Here is a 15,818-nt window from a genome sequence, read left to right on the forward strand (position 1 = left end):
GGCCCGGCCGCCCTCGACAAGCAGGTGTCGGGCTGCGCCGGGAAGCTCCGGGCGGCGTCAGCCCTGCAGGAACGGATTGGTCTTGCGCTCGTGGCCGATGGTGGTCGCCTGGCCGTGGCCGGGCAGGACGATGGTGTCGTCCGGCAGCGGCAGCAGCTTGGTCCGGATGCCGGCGATGAGCGCGTCGTGGTCGCCGTAGGGGAAGTCGGTGCGGCCGATCGAGCCGGCGAACAGCACGTCGCCGCCGATGACGATCTCCTGGGTCGAGAACACGAACGAGACGTGGCCGGGCGAGTGGCCGGGGATGTGGAGCACCTGGAAGCTGCTGGCGCCGATGGTGACGTCGTCACCCTCGTCGAGCCAGCGGCCGGGGGTGACCGGGCGGCCGGGAATGCCCATCTTCGCGCCGTGCGCCTCCAGATCGTCGAGCAGGAACTTGTCGGCGATGTGCGGGCCCTCGATGGGCAGGCCGAGTTCTTCGGAAAGCTCGGCCGCGGCCGCCGCGTGGTCGATGTGGCCGTGGGTCAGCAGGATCTTCTCCGGGGTGGCCCCGCTTTCCCCGATGGCCGCCTTGATGCGGTCGATGTCGCCGCCCGGATCGACGATCGCCGCCCGGTTGGTCGCCGTGCAGCAGGCGATCGAGCAATTCTGTTGAAACGGCGTGACCGGGACGATCAAGAACTTGAGGGGAGAAGCCATGGCGGGATGCAGAACCTTTCAAACTTGAGAACGAGATCTTGCTATCTGTTCACGCTCGACAGCACAACGCCAATGGGAGCTCCAAACCCGCTTGAGTCGTCAGCAAAACCACGGCAATGTAGAGGTGTAGCGCCTCGAAACGAGACGTGAGGCGCGCTCGGACGTTTGGTTAAGACGTGTCGCCCGGCGGGGTGGGCCTGGCTTTCCCGATGCTTCCGAGATCGGACCGGTCTCGGTCCAGTGCGTTGCGATCGCGATCGATCATCGGGGGAGAGGGCCTTCTCATGCGCCAGAACGGCACGATGAAATTCTTTAATACCACGCGCGGCTTTGGCTTCATCACGCCGGATCAGGGCGGCAAGGACGTGTTCGTCCACATCACGGCGCTCGAGCGCGCCGGGCTGCAGGCGCTGGACGAAGGCACCAAGGTGTCCTTCGAGGTGGAGAACGACCGGAGGGGCCGCGGTCCGCAGGCGGTCAACATCCAGCTGGCCTGAGCGTCCCGAGAGACATCCCGGGCAGGAGGTGCTCCAGCGCCGTCGGTTCTCCGGCGGCGTTTTTCGTTGGGACGCACGCCGCAAGCGGTCCCGGCGGTCAGGCGAGAACAGCGCCGCGATCCTCAAGCAGCGTCCGCAGGACTGAACGGTGGCAGCGCGCCTCGTTCTCGCAATAGCAGCCGACCGAGATGTCGGTGGTCGTCGACAGCGCCGCGATCAGGTCGAGAAGGTGGCTCGCCGCGGGCGTCGAGAGCTCCTTGCGGAACGCGCGCACGAACCGGCCCCAGTCCGCGTCGCTTTCCGCGTGCAGGGCCTCCTTCACCAGCTCCGGGCTCGGAGAGAGTTCCGGCAGCCAGGCGTCGTACCAGTCATCGACGGCGTGCCGCTCCTTCGGAACGCCGCGCGGCGGCCGCCGCACGGTGCCGATGCGCAGTCCCTCGTCGGGACGGCGCGGGGTACCGAGGCGAACGATGCGAAGAGCCATGGTCGGGTTCCTTGTGTGGGCGTTACTCAACGGTTTGAATCTGCAGCCATTTCCTGTCGATCAGGTGAGTCCGCCCGATCCGACAAGGCTCTAGCGGATCGAGGCCGGGCTGCCCAGGCAGGCCAGCGGTGCCGCGCCGACCTCTGATGATCGACCGTCCTGTGACTGCCGTCACTTCGGTATCGTCGCGGCTTTGCCATCTTATCATCATCAGGCGACGCGGAAGACAAGCGGAAGCGGCCTGATCCAGAGACGAGAGGGAGAACAGCCATGAACCGCGCCATCCGGAATACTTCTCTTGCCGCCGCCGTTACTGCCACGCTGGCGACGGCATTCATCGCCATCCCGACGGGAGGGGCCGAGGCCGGGCACAAGCACTATCACGGCGGGTCGGCCGCGGCCGCCGGCGTTATCGGCTTCGCCACCGGCGCCATCGTCGCCGGCGCACTCAGCCAGCCGCGCACCGTCACGGTCTACGAGGAGCCCGTCTACTACGGCGGCCGCCTGCAGCCGTGGACGCCGTCCTGGTACGCCTACTGCAGCGAGCGCTACCGCTCGTTCAACCCGCGCTCCGGGACCTTCACCGGCTACGACGGCCGCACCCACTTCTGCCGTTGACCGGGAGCGACGGGCGCAGCGCAGCGTCAGATGCACGCACCGACCGTCGTCCGCTTTCCGGGTTTCCGGGAAGCGGCGGCGGTCGCGGCGTTTCGGGGCCGTGCGGCGGCTTGATCGGCGGCGGAAAGGGGAGCTTCCTTGAGGCGTCCGGACGTCCGGAGGCAAGGGAGATGCGCTGATGCCCGAGTATGCGACGCGGCTCGATGCGGTGGCCGGCGGCGACGCGGAGCTGGTGTTCCTGGGCGAAGTCCGCACGCCGTGGACCGACCGTGCGACGTGCCCGAAGAACGGCGCCGAGAGCACCGCGCCCGGCCGGATCGTGCTCGCGCCGCGCTACCGTCCGGGGCTCGCCTCGCTGGAGACGGTCAGCCACGTCATCGTTCTCACCTGGCTCGACCGCTCGGCCCGTGACGTGATCGCGCTGGTGCCGCCGACCGACGTCGCCCGGCACGGCGTGTTCGCGACCCGCGCGCCCGACAGGCCCAACCCGATCGGCGTGACGGTGGTGGAAATCGCCGAGGTCCACGAAGACGGCCTGACGGTGCTGGGCATCGACTGCCTGGACGGCACGCCGGTGATCGACATCAAGCCCTATTTCGCCTCCACCGACGCCCGGCCCGAGGCCGTTGTCGGCTGGCACACCCAGCGGGCGAGGCCGCTGCCGCCGCTCGAGGCTTGACCGGCGTCACCGAACCGTTGCTCTCTTTCCGCACAAGGTCGGTGGACGATCGTGTCCGTTTCGCGGGGGCTGCGCATGAGCGAGATCGAAATCATCGGGTTTGAGCTTTCGGTCTACGTGCGCGCGGTCCGGCTGGCGTGCGAGGAAAAGGGCGTGCCCTATCGGCTCGTGCCGGTCCGCCCCCATGAAGGCGAGGCGGCACGCCTGCATCCGTTCGGAAAGATCCCGGTGCTGCGTGATGGCGACTTCGTGCTGTGCGAGTCCCGCGCCATCGCCGGCTATCTCGACGAGGCTTTCGACGGTCCGCCGCTGTTTCCCGAGGACCGGATCCTCAAGGCCCGGGCGGAGGAGTGGGTGTCGTTCGTCAACACGACGATCGATCCGACCATGATGCGGCGCTACTACGTGGAGCTCATCCTCCCGACCGGGGAGGGCGGCGTCCCCAACCGGGATGTGATCGAGCCGCTCCTGCCGGCGATGCAACGCCAGATCGGCGTGATCGACCGGGCGCTCGAGGCGAGCGGCTGGCTGGTCGGCCCGGACCTGACCTACGCCGACCTCAACATCTATCCGGTGCTCGCCTATTTCCGGCAGAGCCCGCACGGCAGGCCGATGGTCGACGCCGCGCCCGCTGTCCTCGATTTCATGGCGCGGATGGACGCGCGCGACAGCGTCAAGCGGGTTTGCGCCTAGAGATTTTCGCGTGCGGATGGAGGCGATCGGAACGACGAAGACGCGTTCGATGGCCAGGGCCTGAAAGGCGCTAGACGCCGATTTCCCAGGGCTTCGAGAGACTTTCTGCCTCGACGATCTCGGACCGGCGGACCTTCAGATTGGCCTCATCCCACTCGGACCGCTCCACCGCGAAGCGGCTGTTGGGATTTCTCTGCACGTTTCCAGCGGCCGAGAGGGCCAGGTCCTCGCTCGCAGCCGTTCGTCCGACGTTGTGGCGATCCGCAAAGTCGACCACGCGGAAAGTAACTTCCATGGCGCAACTCCATTCGTACGCGCGTCCATCCCAGGGCATGTCCCGAAGCGATCTGAACGGGAAATGCTCAAGGGTTTGACTCTGAAGCCATTTCTTATCGATCAGGTGTGTCCACCTGATCGGAAAAGGCGCTGGCGTCCGATGCGCACACCGGACGCCAGACCAGAAAAAGATGGAGATTAACCTCTCGCGCGTCAATCCAGGCCAGGCAACGAAAGTCCCCGTTGCCTGGCTAGAGCATTTCCCGTCCCGCTCGAAGCGATCCGGACGAGAAAAAATGGCTCAAGGTTCTTGAATCCGGAGCGATTTCTTGCCGATCAGGTGTCTCCACCTGATCGGAAGAGGCTCTAGCGGGTGAGACGCTTGTACTTCACCCGGCGCGGCACGATGGCGTCCGGCCCGAGGCGGCGCTTCTTGTCCTCCTCGTAGTCGGCGAAGTTGCCCTCGAACCACTCCACGTGGCTGTCGCCCTCGAAGGAGAGGATGTGGGTGGCCAGCCGGTCGAGGAAGAAGCGGTCATGCGAGATGACCACGGCGCAGCCGGCGAAATCCTCCAGTGCCTCTTCCAGTGCGGCCAGCGTCTCGGTGTCGAGGTCGTTGGTCGGTTCGTCGAGCATCAGCACGTTGGCGCCCGACTTCAGCATCTTGGCCAGATGCACCCGGTTGCGCTGGCCGCCTGACAGGTTGCCGACCTTCTGCTGCTGGTCGCCGCCCTTGAAGTTGAAGGCGCCGACATAGGCGCGGCTGTTCACCTCGCGCTTGCCGAGCACGATGATGTCGTGGCCGCCGGAGATCTCCTCCCAGACGTTCTTGCCGGCGTCGAGCGAGTCGCGCGACTGGTCGACGTAGCCGAGCTTGACCGTTTCGCCGATGGAGATGGTGCCCTGATCGGGTTTCTCCTGGCCGGCGATCATGCGGAACAGGGTGGTCTTGCCGGCGCCGTTGGCGCCGATCACGCCGACGATGCCGCCGGGCGGCAGCTTGAAGGTCAGGTCGTCGATCAGCAGCCGCTCGCCGTAGCCCTTCGACAGGTTCTCGAAATCGATGACGGTGTCGCCGAGGCGCGGTCCGGGCGGGATGGCGATCTGGGCGGAGCCCATCATCCGATCCTCGTTGCGCTGCAGCAGCTCGTCATAGGCGCGGATACGGGCCTTCGACTTGGCCTGGCGGGCCTTCGGGCTGGACGAAATCCACTCCCGCTCCCGGTCGATGGCGCGCTGGCGGGATTCGTCCTCGCGGCTCTCCTGGGCAAGCCGCTTGGACTTCTTCTCCAGGTAGGCGGTGTAGTTGCCCTCGTAGGGGATGCCGCGGCCGCGATCGAGCTCGAGGATCCAGCCGGTCACGTTGTCGAGGAAGTAGCGGTCATGGGTGACGATCAGGATCGCCCCCGGATACTCGCGCAGATGGTTTTCCAGCCAGGCGACCGTCTCGGCGTCGAGGTGGTTGGTCGGCTCGTCGAGGAGCAGCAGGTCGGGCTGGTCGAGGAGCAGCCGGCAGAGCGCGACGCGGCGCTTCTCACCGCCCGACAGCTTGGAGACGTCGGCCTCGTCGGGCGGGCAGCGCAGCGCGTCCATCGCCTGGTCGACCTGACTGTCGAGGTCCCAGAGGTTCTGGCTGTCGATCTCGTCCTGGAGCTTCGCCATCTCGTCGGCGGTCTCGTCGGTGTAGTTCATGGCGAGTTCGTTGTAGCGGTCGAGGATCGCCTGCTTCGCGGCGACGCCGTCCATGACGTTCTCGCGGACCGAGCGGGCCTCGTCGAGCTGCGGCTCCTGGGCCAGGTAGCCGACGCGGGCGCCCTCGGCGACCCAGCCTTCGCCGGTGTACTCGGTGTCGATGCCGGCCATGACGCGCAGCAGCGTCGACTTGCCCGAGCCGTTCGGGCCGAGAACGCCGATCTTGGCGTCCGGGTAGAACGACAGGTGGATGCCGTCCAGAACCTTCTTGCCGCCGGCGTACGACTTCGTAAGGCCCTGCATATGGTAGATGAATTGGCGTGCCATGGAGATCCTGTAGGGGAGGTTCGGCCCCGGTCGGGGGGCGTTGGGGCAGGTCCGCGAACGGCCGTCTCGGCGCGTCCCCGTCGAACTGCCCGAAAGGGGCGATTGGCAAACTGGATCCGTCGCGTGCGTGCAGGCGGCCGGCTCTCCGGCCGTGTTCTACGCGAGCGGCGGGTCCGCTTCAATTGTGTCCGTGGCGCCGCGTGCGCAAGGCGTCGGGCCGGTATCGGGTCTGGAGCCGTTTCCGATCGACCGGGTGATTCCGCCTGATCGGAAAAGCCTCTACAGGCGGATCGGCACGCCGATCTCCAGCGTGCGCCGGGGCGGCAGGCAGAAATGGTCGGCGGCGCGCTCGTTGAACCGCGCCAGGATCGCGAACATCGCGGCGAGCACGTCGCCGGGCGTGCGGATGCGCTCGGGCGACACCGGCCGCTCGAAGCCGACGACGTAGACGACCGCGTCGGTGTCGATGCTCTGGGACTTCAGCACCGGGCCGAGGATGGCCGGAAGGTTGACCGACTGCATGTAGCCGACGGTGACGGCGAGGCGCAGCACGCCGCCGTGCAGAACGTCGATCTTCACGCGGTCGTCGCCGGCGACGCGGGGGCGGCCGACCACCGAGACCGAAACGACGATGGCGTGGGTGAAGGTGGTGTCCAGCAGACGGTCGAGGAGGACGAGGGTGGTCGGCGTCACGGAGCCGGCGCGGCGGGTGAGGAACACCACCGGCCGGGTCAGGTTGGCCTGCTCCTTCTCCTCCTTGATGGCGAACTGGGCGAGCGGCATGGTGTGGGGGGCGAGCCAGGACTGCGTGCGCCGCAGGCCGACGCGCCAGGCGGCCACGACCAGCAGGGCGAAGCCGGCGAGCGACAGCGGCAGCCAGCCGCCGCTGCCGATCTTGCCGAGGTTGGCGGCGAAGAACACCAGGTCCACCGTCAGAAGCGCGGCCGCCACGGCCCAGGCGAGCGGTGCCGGCCACACCTTCCGGCGCACCAGCGCGGCGGCGTAGAGCACGGTGGTGGTGATCATCGCGGCGGCCACCGCAAGGCCGTAGGCGCCGGCCAGCGCCGTCGACGAGCCGAAGCCGATGACCACCAGGATCGACAGCGTGCCGAGGATGAAGTTCACCCCGGGGATGTAGATGTGGCTCTCGTGCTCGGCGGCGGTGTGAACCGTGCGCAGCGGCACCAGGTAGCCGATCTCCATGGCCTGGCGGGAGATGCTCATCACCCCGGTGATCACCGCCTGGGAGGCGATCACCGTGGCGCCGGTGGCCAGCAGCACCAGCGGCAGCCGCAGTGCGTCCGGGGCGAGCAGGTAGAACGGATTGTCGATGGTGGAGGGATCGTCGAGGATCAGCGCGCCCTGGCCGTAGTAGTTGAGCAGCAGGCCGGGCATCGCCACGAAGTACCAGGCCCGGGCGATGGCGCGGCGGCCGAACTGCCCGAGGTCGGCGTAGAGCGCCTCGCCGCCGGTGATCGCCAGGAACACCGCCGACAGCACCAGCAGGCCGCGCAGCGGATCGGCGAGGATGAGCATCGCGCCGTAGTGCGGCGACAGCGCCTTCAGGATGCCGGGGTGGGCGGCGATGCCGACGGCGCCGAGAATGCCGAGGACGACGAACCAGACCAGCATCACCGGGCCGAACAGGACGCCGATGCGGTGGGTGCCGGCGCGCTGGGCGATGAACAGGACGGCCAGCACCGTGACGGTGATCGGCACGACGTAGGGCTCGAGCGCCGGCGCCGCGAGCTTCAGCCCCTCGAACGCCGACAGCACCGAGATCGCCGGGGTGATGACGCCGTCGCCGAACAGCATCGCCGCGCCCACGAGGGCCGCGCCCAGCAGCGGAATGCCCCAGCGGCGCGGATTGGCGTGCACGCCCAGCAGGGTGGCCAGCGCCAGGATGCCGCCTTCGCCCTCGTTGTCGATGCGCAGCACCAGGCCGACATACTTGACCGCGATGGCGAAGATGATCGCCCAGGTGACCAGCGACAGCACGCCGGGGACGGCGACGTCGGGAGACAGGTGGCCGGCGGCGAGGACGGCTTCGCGCAGCGAATAGAGCGGGCTGGTGCCGATGTCGCCGAAGACGATGCCGAGCGCGCCCACCACAAGCAGCGTGGCACGCGGCTTTGCCTGGGCCGGAGCCGCCTTGTCCGTCATGCGGCGCGCATCGTCAGCGGGACCTCGCCAGTCGGGATGAGGGGGCGCGCGGGCCCCGGAATGCACGACGCCGCGCCTGCCCGATCCCCGTTCTTACCGAAACGCCGGCGGGCCGCAACGCCAAATGCGGGCGCGCGCCGCTTATGACAGGGCGATGTCAGTCGACGAAGGCGTCGCGGCCGTAGCCCTGGAGATAGAGGAGGGCGGTGAGGTCGCCGTGGTCGATGCGCGCGTCGGCGGCTTCCGCCACCTTGGGCTTGGCGTGGAAGGCGATGCCCAGCCCGGCGCCGTCGAGCATGGCGAGGTCGTTGGCGCCGTCGCCGACGGCCAGCGTGTCGGCGCGGGCAATGCCGCGCTCGGCGATCAGCTCTTCCAGCCGGGCGCGCTTGGCGTCGCGGCCGAGGATCGGCTCGCCGACGGTGCCGGCGAGCAGGCCGTCCGCGACGTGGAGGGTGTTGGAGCGGTCCTCGTCCATGCCGAGGCGGTCGCGGACCGCGCCGGTGAAGGCGGTGAAGCCGCCCGAGACGAGCGCGGCATAGGCGCCGTTGGCCTTCATGGTCTGGACCAGGGTGCGGGCGCCGGGCGTGAGCGTGATGCGCTTGTCCAGCACCTCGGCGATGACGGCTTCCGGCAGGCCCTTGAGCAGGCCGACGCGCTCGCGCAGCGCCGGCTCGAAGTCGATCTCGCCGCGCATGGCGCGTTCGGTGATCGCCGCGATCTTCGGCTTCAGGCCGAGCTCGTCGGCCAGCTCGTCGATGCACTCCTGGCCGATCAGCGTGGAATCCATGTCGGCGATGAGGAGCTTCTTGCGGCGGGCAAGCGGCGCCTGCACCACCACGTCGATCGGCAGGCCTTCGAGCGCGGCGCGCAGCCGCTCCTGCCAGACGCGGGCGCCGTCACTCGACGAGTCGACAAACGCGAGGTCGACCGCCACGTTGTCGGCGAGCACGGCGAGGTCCGCATGGGGCACGAGCCGATGGGCCGCGGCGATCGCGGCGGTGTCGACGGCGGGTTCGGCCGGGGCGGCAATGAGGGTTGCGACGAGGTCCATCGTGGAGCGGATCACGGATCTGGCAGGGGGAGGGCGGGCCATCTTGATAGCCGGGCCGACCGCCAGCGGCAAGTCGGCGCTCGCGCTGGCGCTCGCCGAGGAGACCGGCGGGACGGTGGTCAACGCCGATTCCATGCAGGTCTACCGGGAGCTGGAGGTCCTGTCGGCGCGGCCCGGGCCGGACGAGACGGCGCGGGCGCCGCACGTCCTCTACGGCCACGTGCCGATGGCCGAGCCCTATTCGGTGGCGCGCTGGCTCGCCGAGGTGACCGAGGTGCTGGCGGATCTCGAAGCGGCGGGACGGATGCCGATCGTCGTCGGCGGCACGGGGCTCTACTTCACCGCGCTCACGGAGGGCCTGTCGGAGGTCCCGGAGATCCCCGAAGACATCCGGGCGCACTGGCGGGCGCGCGGGCGCGAGGAAGACAGCGCGGCGCTGCATGCCGAGCTCGGCGTCCGGGATCCGGTGATGGCCGGGCGGCTGCGGCCGTCGGACGCCCAGCGGATCGTGCGGGCGCTGGAGGTGCGCGAGGCGACCGGCCGCTCGCTCGCCGACTGGCAGGCCGACACGCCGCCGCCGCTGCTGCCGGCCGCCTGCTGCCGGCGGATCGTGCTGGCGCCAGAGCGCAGCCGGCTGCGCGCGCGCATCGCCCGCCGCTTCGACACGATGCTCGACCACGGCGCGCGGGCGGAGGCGCAGCGGATCGCGGCGCTGCATCTCGACGCCGCGTTGCCGGCCATGAAGGCGATCGGGCTGGCGCCGCTGATCGCCCATGCGCTCGGGCTGGTGACGCTGGAAGACGCCCGGGCCCGCGCGATCGCCGACAGCGCGCGCTACGCCAAGCGCCAGGAGACCTGGTTCCGCAACCGCTTCGCCGACTGGGACCGGCTGGACCCGGACGAAACTTTCGCAAAGCCTGCCGGCTGATCGCTTCCTGAAACTTTCCGCTTGACCGCGCCCTGGACCCTTTCTACCGTGCCGCCCAACGCAATCTCCGGGGTTTCCATGAAACGCTCGCTTCTCGTAATTCGCACGCGCATCGCCAGGACGGGGTAACTCCCCGGCCGCGATTGGTGGTGCGCGTGATCCAAGGGCCCTCGGGGCCCTTTTTTATTTTCCGGCAATGGCCGTGGTCGGCGGCCCTCGACAAGCCCGACCGAAGACACTTGGAGGATGACATGCAGCGGGAGATGACGGGCGCCGAGATGGTCGTTCAGGCGCTGATCGATCACGGGGTCGACAAGCTCTTCGGCTATCCGGGCGGTGCGGTGCTGCCGATCTACGACGAGATCTTTCAGCAGACCGAGGTCCAGCACATCCTCGTGCGCCACGAGCAGGGCGCCGGCCACGCGGCGGAGGGCTATGCGCGCTCCACCGGCAAGCCGGGCGTCTGCCTGGTGACCTCGGGTCCGGGTGCCACCAACGCGGTGACCCCGCTCACCGACGCGCTGATGGATTCCATCCCGATGGTCTGCATCAGCGGGCAGGTCGCGACCCATCTGATCGGCAACGACGCCTTCCAGGAGTGCGACACCGTCGGCATCACCCGGCCGTGCACCAAGCACAACTGGCTGGTGAAGCGCATCGAGGACCTGCCGCGCGTCCTGCACGAGGCCTTCTATGTCGCCACCACGGGCCGTCCGGGCCCGGTGGTCGTCGACATCCCGAAGGACATCCAGCTGGCGCGCGGCACCTACACCGGTCCGCACAATATCGTCCACAAGACCTACCAGCCGCGGATCAAGGGCGACCTCGACCACATCCGCGCGGCGGTCGACCTGATGGCGACGGCGCGCCGGCCGATCTTCTACACCGGCGGCGGCGTCATCAATTCCGGTCCGCAGGCGAGCCAGCTCCTGCGCGAACTGGTGAAGCTGACGGGCTTCCCGGTCACCTCGACGCTGATGGGGCTGGGTGCGTTCCCTGCCAGCCACCCGAACTGGCTCGGCATGCTGGGCATGCACGGCACCTACGAGGCGAACCTCGCCATGCACGGATGCGACGTGATGGTCTGCGTCGGCGCGCGCTTCGACGACCGCATCACCGGCCGCATCGACGCGTTCGCCCCGACCGCCAAGATCATCCACATCGACATCGATCCGTCGTCGATCAACAAGATCGTCCAGGCCGACATTCCGATCGTCGGTGACGTCGCGCACGTGCTGGAGGACATGATCCGGCTGTGGAAGGCCGCGGCGGTGACGCCGGACAAGAAGGCCGAGAAGGCCTGGTGGGACCAGATCGCCGAGTGGCGGGGCCGGGACTGCCTTGCCTACCGGACGCGGCCGGACGTGATCATGCCGCAGCAGGCGATCCACGCGCTCTACGACGCGACCCACGACAAGGACGTCTACATCACCACCGAGGTCGGCCAGCACCAGATGTGGGCGGCGCAGCTGTTCAAGTTCGAGGAGCCGAACCGCTGGATGACGTCGGGGGGTCTCGGCACCATGGGCTACGGCCTGCCGGCGGCGGTTGGCGTCCAGGTCGCGCATCCCGACAGCCTGGTCATCGACATCGCCGGCGATGCCTCGGTGCTGATGACCATCCAGGAGATGTCGACGGCGGTTCAGCACGACCTGCCGATCAAGATCTTCATCCTGAACAACCAGTACATGGGCATGGTCCGCCAGTGGCAGCAGCTGCTGCACGGCAACCGGCTGTCGCACTCCTACACCGATGCGCTGCCGGACTTCGTCAAGCTGGCGGAGGCCTATGGCTGCGTCGGGCTGAGGGCGGAGAAGCCCGGCGACCTCGACGGCGCGATCCAGGAGATGATCAATGTGAAGCGGCCGGTGCTGTTCGATTGCCGGGTGGCGAACCTCGCCAACTGCTTCCCGATGATCCCGTCGGGCCGCGCCCACAACGAGATCCTGATGGGGGCCGAGTCCGACGACGTGGAAGCGGAAGCGATCGAGAACGCCATCGACGCGGAGGGGGCCGCACTCGTCTGAGGACGGGTGACGCCAGGGGTGGGGCCGCAGCGCCCCTTCAGACGACGGACAACCGAGATGCTGATGAAACCGATCCAGCCTGCCCGCGCCCCCGATCCGGTGGAGCGCCACACTTTGTCGATCCTCGTCGACAATGAACCGGGCGTCCTTGCCCGGGTCATCGGCCTGTTCTCCGGCCGCGGCTACAACATCGACACGCTGACGGTCTCGGAGACCGAGCACGAGCGCCAGGTGTCGCGGATCACCATCGTGACCACCGGCACGCCCAACGTGATCGACCAGATCAAGCACCAGTTGGAGCGGCTGGTGCCGGTGCACCGGGTCGCCGACCTGACCGTCGAGGGCGAGGCGATCGAGTGCGAGCTGGCGCTGGTGAAGGTGGCCGGCCGCGGCGAGGCACGCTTGGAAGCGCTGCGGCTCGCCCAGGCGTTCGACGCCCAGACCGTGGACGCGACGCTGGAGTCGTTCATCTTCCAGCTGACCGGGTCCACCGCCGAGATCGACCGCTTCATCGGCCTGATGACGATGATCGGCCTGGTGGAGGTGTCGCGCACCGGCATCGCCGCCATCAGCCGCGGCCCCAAGGGGATGTGAGGGGAGCCTCAGGGCTCCCTTTTTCCCGTCAGCCGCCAACAGGCGCGCCGCTCATTCCGGCACCCACGCGGGCGCGATCTCGCGAATCGGATCGTCGGCGTAGCGCGCCGCGGCGTCGGCGACGCGCTCGCCCGCGACTTCCATGTCCGGCCGGATGGTGGCGAGCGGGATCAGCACGAAGGCGCGGTTCAGAAGTTCCTTGTGGGGGATGACCAGGTCCGGCTCGCCGATCTCGCGATCGCCGTAGGTCAGGATGTCGACATCGATGATCCGCGGCCCCCAGCGGAAGGTCTCCGTGCGTCCCAGCTCCGCCTCGATCGCCTTGCAGGTGGCAAGCAGGTCGTGGGGCGAGAGGGTGGTCGTGCCCGCGGCGCAAGCATTGATGAACCAGTCCTGCGCCTCGAACCCCCAGGGCGGCGTCGTGAAGAACGGCGAGGCGGCGTCGAGGCGGATGCCGTCGGCCCGGTGCAGGAGGCCGAGGGCGGCGCGCACGGTCGCCAGCGCGTCCCCGACGTTGGCGCCGAGCCCGAAGGTGACGGCCACCGTCATCGGGATGCGCGGCTGCGCCGGATCGACAGGCCGATCGTGTCGAAGATGCCGGCCACCGGCGCCGAGGGCTTGCGGATCTCGATCTCGACGGCGGTGAGGCGCGGATAGTCGGCCAGCAGCCGCGCCGCGATGGTTTCGCCCAGCGCCTCGATCAGCTTGAAGCGCTGGCCCTCGGCGATGTCGCGGACGGTCTGGAACACCGAGCCGTAGCAGACGGTGCGGGAGTAGTCGTCGGTGCGGCCGGCCTCGCCGGTGTCGAGCTCCAGAACCAGATCGATGTCGAAGCGCTGGCCGAGCTCGGCCTCCGCCGCGTGCAGGCCGTGGCGGGCGAACACGGCGATGCCGCGGATGAACAGGCGGTCGGAACGGTCAGACACGGGCGATCGCCTCCACGAGGGTGCGGGCGGCGACGTGCTCGGCGACGTCGTGGACCCGGATGATGTCGGCCCCGGCGGCGAGCGCCAGGGTGTCGAGAACGACGGTTCCGATCAACCGGTCGCCGACCTCGGTGCCGAGCAGCTTGCCGATCATCGACTTGCGCGACAGGCCGATGAGGACCGGATAGCCGAGCGCCCTGATCCGGCCGATGCCCTTGATGAGGGCGAGGTTCTGCTCGAGCGTCTTGCCGAACCCGATGCCCGGATCGAGCACCAGGCGGCCGTCGGAGACGCCGGCGCGGTGGGCGAGCTCGATGCTCCGGCCGAAGAAGCGCTCGAGATCGGCGAAGATGTCGAGGGTGCCGTCGACGGTCTCGCGGTTGTGCATGACGATCGTCTCGACGTCGAAGGCGGCGGCGACGGAGGCGATCTCCGGATCGCGCTGCAGGCCCCAGATGTCGTTGAGGATCGTGGCGCCGGCCGACAGCGCCCGCTCGGCGACCGCCGCCTTGGAGGTGTCGATGGACAGCGGCAGCCCGATGCGCGGGCGCAGCTCGCGAATGACCGGGATGACCCGGGCGATCTCGGTGTCCGCATCGACCTTCGCGTGGCCCGGACGGGTGGATTCGCCGCCGATGTCGATGATGTCGGCCCCGGCCTCGGTCATCGCGGCGGCGTGCTCGACGGCCGTGTTCAGGCGGTCGAACTGGCCGCCGTCGGAGAAGGAATCGGGAGTGACGTTGAGGATGCCCATGATGCGGGCGCGGAGGGGAGAGGGCGCGGGAGCCGCGCCGAGAACGGTAGTGACGGTCATGGGCGGGTGATGGATGCGGGCATCGGAGTCGATCGGCCTCCCTCGGCGGAAAGGGGATCGCTGGACGTACAATCGTCCCGCGTCAAGAAAGTTCGGTGCCCGGCCGGCGTTGCGGGTGGCCGTTCGGGGGCATTCGTGCAAACTCCCACCGGTTTTCAGATAGGGCGCGAATCGCGAAGTCCCATGGAGTGGTCGCAACAACAGGAAGCCGCGCTGACGGCGGTGAGCCGCTGGCTGAAGCGCGGCGACAGCCAGGTGTTCCGCCTGTTCGGCTATGCCGGCACCGGCAAGACGACGCTTGCCAAGGCGCTGGCCGAGGGCGTCGACGGCGACGTCCTGTTCGCGGCCTTCACCGGCAAGGCGGCGCAGGTGCTGCGCGAGAAGGGCTGCGAGAGCGCCCGGACGATCCATTCGCTGATCTACCGCCCGCGCGGCGAGACCGCCGAGGACGACGACGGCCAGCGCTCGCCGACCTTCTCGCTGAACCGCCAGAGCTCGGTGGCGAAGGCGGCGCTGGTGGTCATCGACGAATGCTCGATGGTGGACGAGGCGCTCGGCAAGGATCTGCTGTCGTTCAACACGCCGATCCTGGTGCTCGGCGACCCCGGCCAGCTGCCGCCGGTGGCCGGCGGCGGATTCTTCACCGACGCCGAGCCGGACTTCATGCTGACCGAGGTGCACCGGCAGGCGCGCGACAACCCGATCATCGACCTGGCCATGCGGGTGCGCGAAGGCAGCCCCATCGAGTTCGGGCGCTACGGGGAGAGCTCGGTGATCGGCCGCGCCGACGTGGACCAGGAGATGGTGCTGGCGGCCGATCAGGTGCTGGTCGGAACCAACCGCACCCGGCGCCTCTACAACGGCCGCCTGCGGCAGCTGAAGGGCTTCACCGACGTGCTGCCGGAGACCGGCGACAAGCTCGTCTGCCTGCGCAACAACACCGAGAAGGGGCTGCTCAACGGCGGCCTGTGGTCGGTGTCGTCGGTGTCGCGCAAGCCGGGCCAGTCGGTGCAGATGCTGGTGAAGGCGGAGGACGCGGGGCCGCGGCCGCCGGTCGCCAAGATCAAGGTGCTGAAGCAGGCCTTCCAGGAGGGGCCGGAATCGATCCCCTGGCAGCTTCGCCGCGGCACCGACATGTTCGACTACGGCTACGCGCTGACGGTCCACAAGTCGCAGGGCTCCCAGTGGGATGACGTGGTGCTGTTCGACGAGAGTTTCGCCTTCAAGGAGCATCGCGATCGCTGGCTCTATACGGCGATCACCCGGGCGGCGAAGCGGCTGACCCTCGTGAAGTCCTGATTCCCGGGAATTTCCGGCCTACGCACCATTTGCATTCGCCCGCAGGAGCGC

Annotated in this window: 17 protein-coding genes; 8 read left to right on the forward strand and 9 right to left on the reverse strand. The window is 68.7% G+C overall.

Features of this window, described 5'->3' with window-relative positions:
• Positions 1-57: 57 nt before the first annotated feature.
• Positions 58-699, reverse strand: coding sequence for an MBL fold metallo-hydrolase (locus tag ACSSVZ_RS19035; protein ID WP_453972317.1), 642 nt, complete (start codon positions 697-699; stop codon positions 58-60).
• A 284-nt stretch (positions 700-983) separates the two neighbouring features.
• Here ACSSVZ_RS19035 and ACSSVZ_RS19040 point away from each other — a divergent pair, with 284 nt between their 5' ends.
• Positions 984-1,196, forward strand: a complete 213-nt coding sequence (locus ACSSVZ_RS19040) for a cold-shock protein (RefSeq protein ID WP_453961489.1) — start codon at positions 984-986, stop codon at positions 1,194-1,196.
• Between the two features lie 97 nt (positions 1,197-1,293).
• On the opposite strand, the gene ACSSVZ_RS19045 is transcribed toward ACSSVZ_RS19040, so the two are convergent.
• Positions 1,294-1,680, reverse strand: a complete 387-nt coding sequence (locus tag ACSSVZ_RS19045) for a DUF488 domain-containing protein (RefSeq protein WP_453972318.1) — start codon at positions 1,678-1,680, stop codon at positions 1,294-1,296.
• A 270-nt stretch (positions 1,681-1,950) separates the two neighbouring features.
• Here ACSSVZ_RS19045 and ACSSVZ_RS19050 point away from each other — a divergent pair, with 270 nt between their 5' ends.
• From ACSSVZ_RS19050 to ACSSVZ_RS19060, 3 genes are all read left to right on the forward strand, one after another.
• The gene (locus ACSSVZ_RS19050; protein ID WP_453972319.1) at positions 1,951-2,298 is read left to right on the forward strand and encodes a BA14K family protein; all 348 of its coding nucleotides are present in this window, start codon (positions 1,951-1,953) and stop codon (positions 2,296-2,298) included.
• Positions 2,299-2,476: 178 nt separating this feature from the next.
• A complete protein-coding gene (gene tsaA / locus ACSSVZ_RS19055; RefSeq protein WP_453972320.1) occupies positions 2,477-2,977 on the forward strand; it encodes a tRNA (N6-threonylcarbamoyladenosine(37)-N6)-methyltransferase TrmO in 501 nt (166 codons plus the stop codon).
• A 75-nt stretch (positions 2,978-3,052) separates the two neighbouring features.
• Entirely contained in the window at positions 3,053-3,670 is a 618-nt protein-coding gene (locus tag ACSSVZ_RS19060) for a glutathione S-transferase family protein (RefSeq protein ID WP_453972321.1), read from the forward strand.
• 70 nt (positions 3,671-3,740) lie between these two features.
• On the opposite strand, the gene ACSSVZ_RS19065 is transcribed toward ACSSVZ_RS19060, so the two are convergent.
• From ACSSVZ_RS19065 to serB, 4 genes are all read right to left on the reverse strand, one after another.
• A complete protein-coding gene (locus ACSSVZ_RS19065) occupies positions 3,741-3,965 on the reverse strand; it encodes a hypothetical protein (protein WP_453972322.1) in 225 nt (74 codons plus the stop codon).
• 347 nt (positions 3,966-4,312) lie between these two features.
• On the reverse strand, positions 4,313-5,965 hold the full coding sequence (gene ettA / locus ACSSVZ_RS19070) for an energy-dependent translational throttle protein EttA (protein ID WP_453972323.1): 1,653 nt from the start codon (positions 5,963-5,965) through the stop codon (positions 4,313-4,315).
• Between the two features lie 279 nt (positions 5,966-6,244).
• Complete coding sequence (locus tag ACSSVZ_RS19075; protein WP_453972324.1) at positions 6,245-8,128, reverse strand: KUP/HAK/KT family potassium transporter; 1,884 nt, start codon at positions 8,126-8,128, stop codon at positions 6,245-6,247.
• A 157-nt stretch (positions 8,129-8,285) separates the two neighbouring features.
• A complete protein-coding gene (gene serB, locus ACSSVZ_RS19080) occupies positions 8,286-9,179 on the reverse strand; it encodes a phosphoserine phosphatase SerB (protein ID WP_453972325.1) in 894 nt (297 codons plus the stop codon).
• Here serB and miaA point away from each other — a divergent pair.
• The 3 genes from miaA (at position 9,157) to ilvN (ending at position 12,728) form a co-directional block, all read left to right on the forward strand.
• Positions 9,157-10,107, forward strand: a complete 951-nt coding sequence (gene miaA, locus ACSSVZ_RS19085; RefSeq protein WP_453972326.1) for a tRNA (adenosine(37)-N6)-dimethylallyltransferase MiaA — start codon at positions 9,157-9,159, stop codon at positions 10,105-10,107. The genes serB and miaA overlap by 23 nt on opposite strands.
• A 251-nt stretch (positions 10,108-10,358) precedes the next feature.
• Positions 10,359-12,134 carry an acetolactate synthase 3 large subunit gene (locus tag ACSSVZ_RS19090; RefSeq protein ID WP_453972327.1) on the forward strand — a complete coding sequence of 592 codons (1,776 nt, stop codon included), beginning with the start codon at positions 10,359-10,361 and terminating at the stop codon, positions 12,132-12,134.
• Between the two features lie 57 nt (positions 12,135-12,191).
• Positions 12,192-12,728, forward strand: coding sequence for an acetolactate synthase small subunit (gene ilvN, locus ACSSVZ_RS19095; protein ID WP_453972328.1), 537 nt, complete (start codon positions 12,192-12,194; stop codon positions 12,726-12,728).
• Between the two features lie 51 nt (positions 12,729-12,779).
• On the opposite strand, the gene folK is transcribed toward ilvN, so the two are convergent.
• Genes folK through folP form a run of 3 tightly spaced genes read right to left on the reverse strand, consistent with a single transcriptional unit; the run spans position 12,780 to position 14,468 of the window.
• Positions 12,780-13,277 carry a 2-amino-4-hydroxy-6-hydroxymethyldihydropteridine diphosphokinase gene (gene folK / locus ACSSVZ_RS19100; protein ID WP_453972329.1) on the reverse strand — a complete coding sequence of 166 codons (498 nt, stop codon included), beginning with the start codon at positions 13,275-13,277 and terminating at the stop codon, positions 12,780-12,782.
• Complete coding sequence (gene folB / locus ACSSVZ_RS19105; RefSeq protein ID WP_453972330.1) at positions 13,274-13,654, reverse strand: dihydroneopterin aldolase; 381 nt, start codon at positions 13,652-13,654, stop codon at positions 13,274-13,276. The genes folK and folB overlap by 4 nt, the downstream gene beginning before the upstream one ends.
• Positions 13,647-14,468 carry a dihydropteroate synthase gene (folP, locus tag ACSSVZ_RS19110; protein WP_453972331.1) on the reverse strand — a complete coding sequence of 274 codons (822 nt, stop codon included), beginning with the start codon at positions 14,466-14,468 and terminating at the stop codon, positions 13,647-13,649. The genes folB and folP overlap by 8 nt, the downstream gene beginning before the upstream one ends.
• Before the next feature lie 183 nt (positions 14,469-14,651).
• Between folP and ACSSVZ_RS19115 the strand changes: the two genes are divergently transcribed.
• On the forward strand, positions 14,652-15,767 hold the full coding sequence (locus tag ACSSVZ_RS19115) for an ATP-dependent DNA helicase (RefSeq protein WP_453972332.1): 1,116 nt from the start codon (positions 14,652-14,654) through the stop codon (positions 15,765-15,767).
• Positions 15,768-15,818 lie beyond the last annotated feature (51 nt).

This window comes from Amorphus sp. MBR-141, assembly GCF_053628695.1.

Excerpts from the sequence above, each read along its gene's own strand:
- ACSSVZ_RS19035 (WP_453972317.1), bottom strand. The coding sequence starts at position 699 with ATGGCTTCTCCCCTCAAGTTCTTGATCGTCCCGGTCACGCCGTTTCAA.
- ACSSVZ_RS19040 (WP_453961489.1), top strand. The coding sequence starts at position 984 with ATGCGCCAGAACGGCACGATGAAATTCTTTAATACCACGCGCGGCTTT.
- ACSSVZ_RS19045 (WP_453972318.1), bottom strand. The coding sequence starts at position 1,680 with ATGGCTCTTCGCATCGTTCGCCTCGGTACCCCGCGCCGTCCCGACGAG.
- ACSSVZ_RS19050 (WP_453972319.1), top strand. The coding sequence starts at position 1,951 with ATGAACCGCGCCATCCGGAATACTTCTCTTGCCGCCGCCGTTACTGCC.
- tsaA (WP_453972320.1), top strand. The coding sequence starts at position 2,477 with ATGCCCGAGTATGCGACGCGGCTCGATGCGGTGGCCGGCGGCGACGCG.
- ACSSVZ_RS19060 (WP_453972321.1), top strand. The coding sequence starts at position 3,053 with ATGAGCGAGATCGAAATCATCGGGTTTGAGCTTTCGGTCTACGTGCGC.
- ACSSVZ_RS19065 (WP_453972322.1), bottom strand. The coding sequence starts at position 3,965 with ATGGAAGTTACTTTCCGCGTGGTCGACTTTGCGGATCGCCACAACGTC.
- ettA (WP_453972323.1), bottom strand. The coding sequence starts at position 5,965 with ATGGCACGCCAATTCATCTACCATATGCAGGGCCTTACGAAGTCGTAC.
- ACSSVZ_RS19075 (WP_453972324.1), bottom strand. The coding sequence starts at position 8,128 with ATGACGGACAAGGCGGCTCCGGCCCAGGCAAAGCCGCGTGCCACGCTG.
- miaA (WP_453972326.1), top strand. The coding sequence starts at position 9,157 with ATGAGGGTTGCGACGAGGTCCATCGTGGAGCGGATCACGGATCTGGCA.
- serB (WP_453972325.1), bottom strand. The coding sequence starts at position 9,179 with ATGGACCTCGTCGCAACCCTCATTGCCGCCCCGGCCGAACCCGCCGTC.
- ACSSVZ_RS19090 (WP_453972327.1), top strand. The coding sequence starts at position 10,359 with ATGCAGCGGGAGATGACGGGCGCCGAGATGGTCGTTCAGGCGCTGATC.
- ilvN (WP_453972328.1), top strand. The coding sequence starts at position 12,192 with ATGCTGATGAAACCGATCCAGCCTGCCCGCGCCCCCGATCCGGTGGAG.
- folK (WP_453972329.1), bottom strand. The coding sequence starts at position 13,277 with ATGACGGTGGCCGTCACCTTCGGGCTCGGCGCCAACGTCGGGGACGCG.
- folP (WP_453972331.1), bottom strand. The coding sequence starts at position 14,468 with ATGACCGTCACTACCGTTCTCGGCGCGGCTCCCGCGCCCTCTCCCCTC.
- ACSSVZ_RS19115 (WP_453972332.1), top strand. The coding sequence starts at position 14,652 with ATGGAGTGGTCGCAACAACAGGAAGCCGCGCTGACGGCGGTGAGCCGC.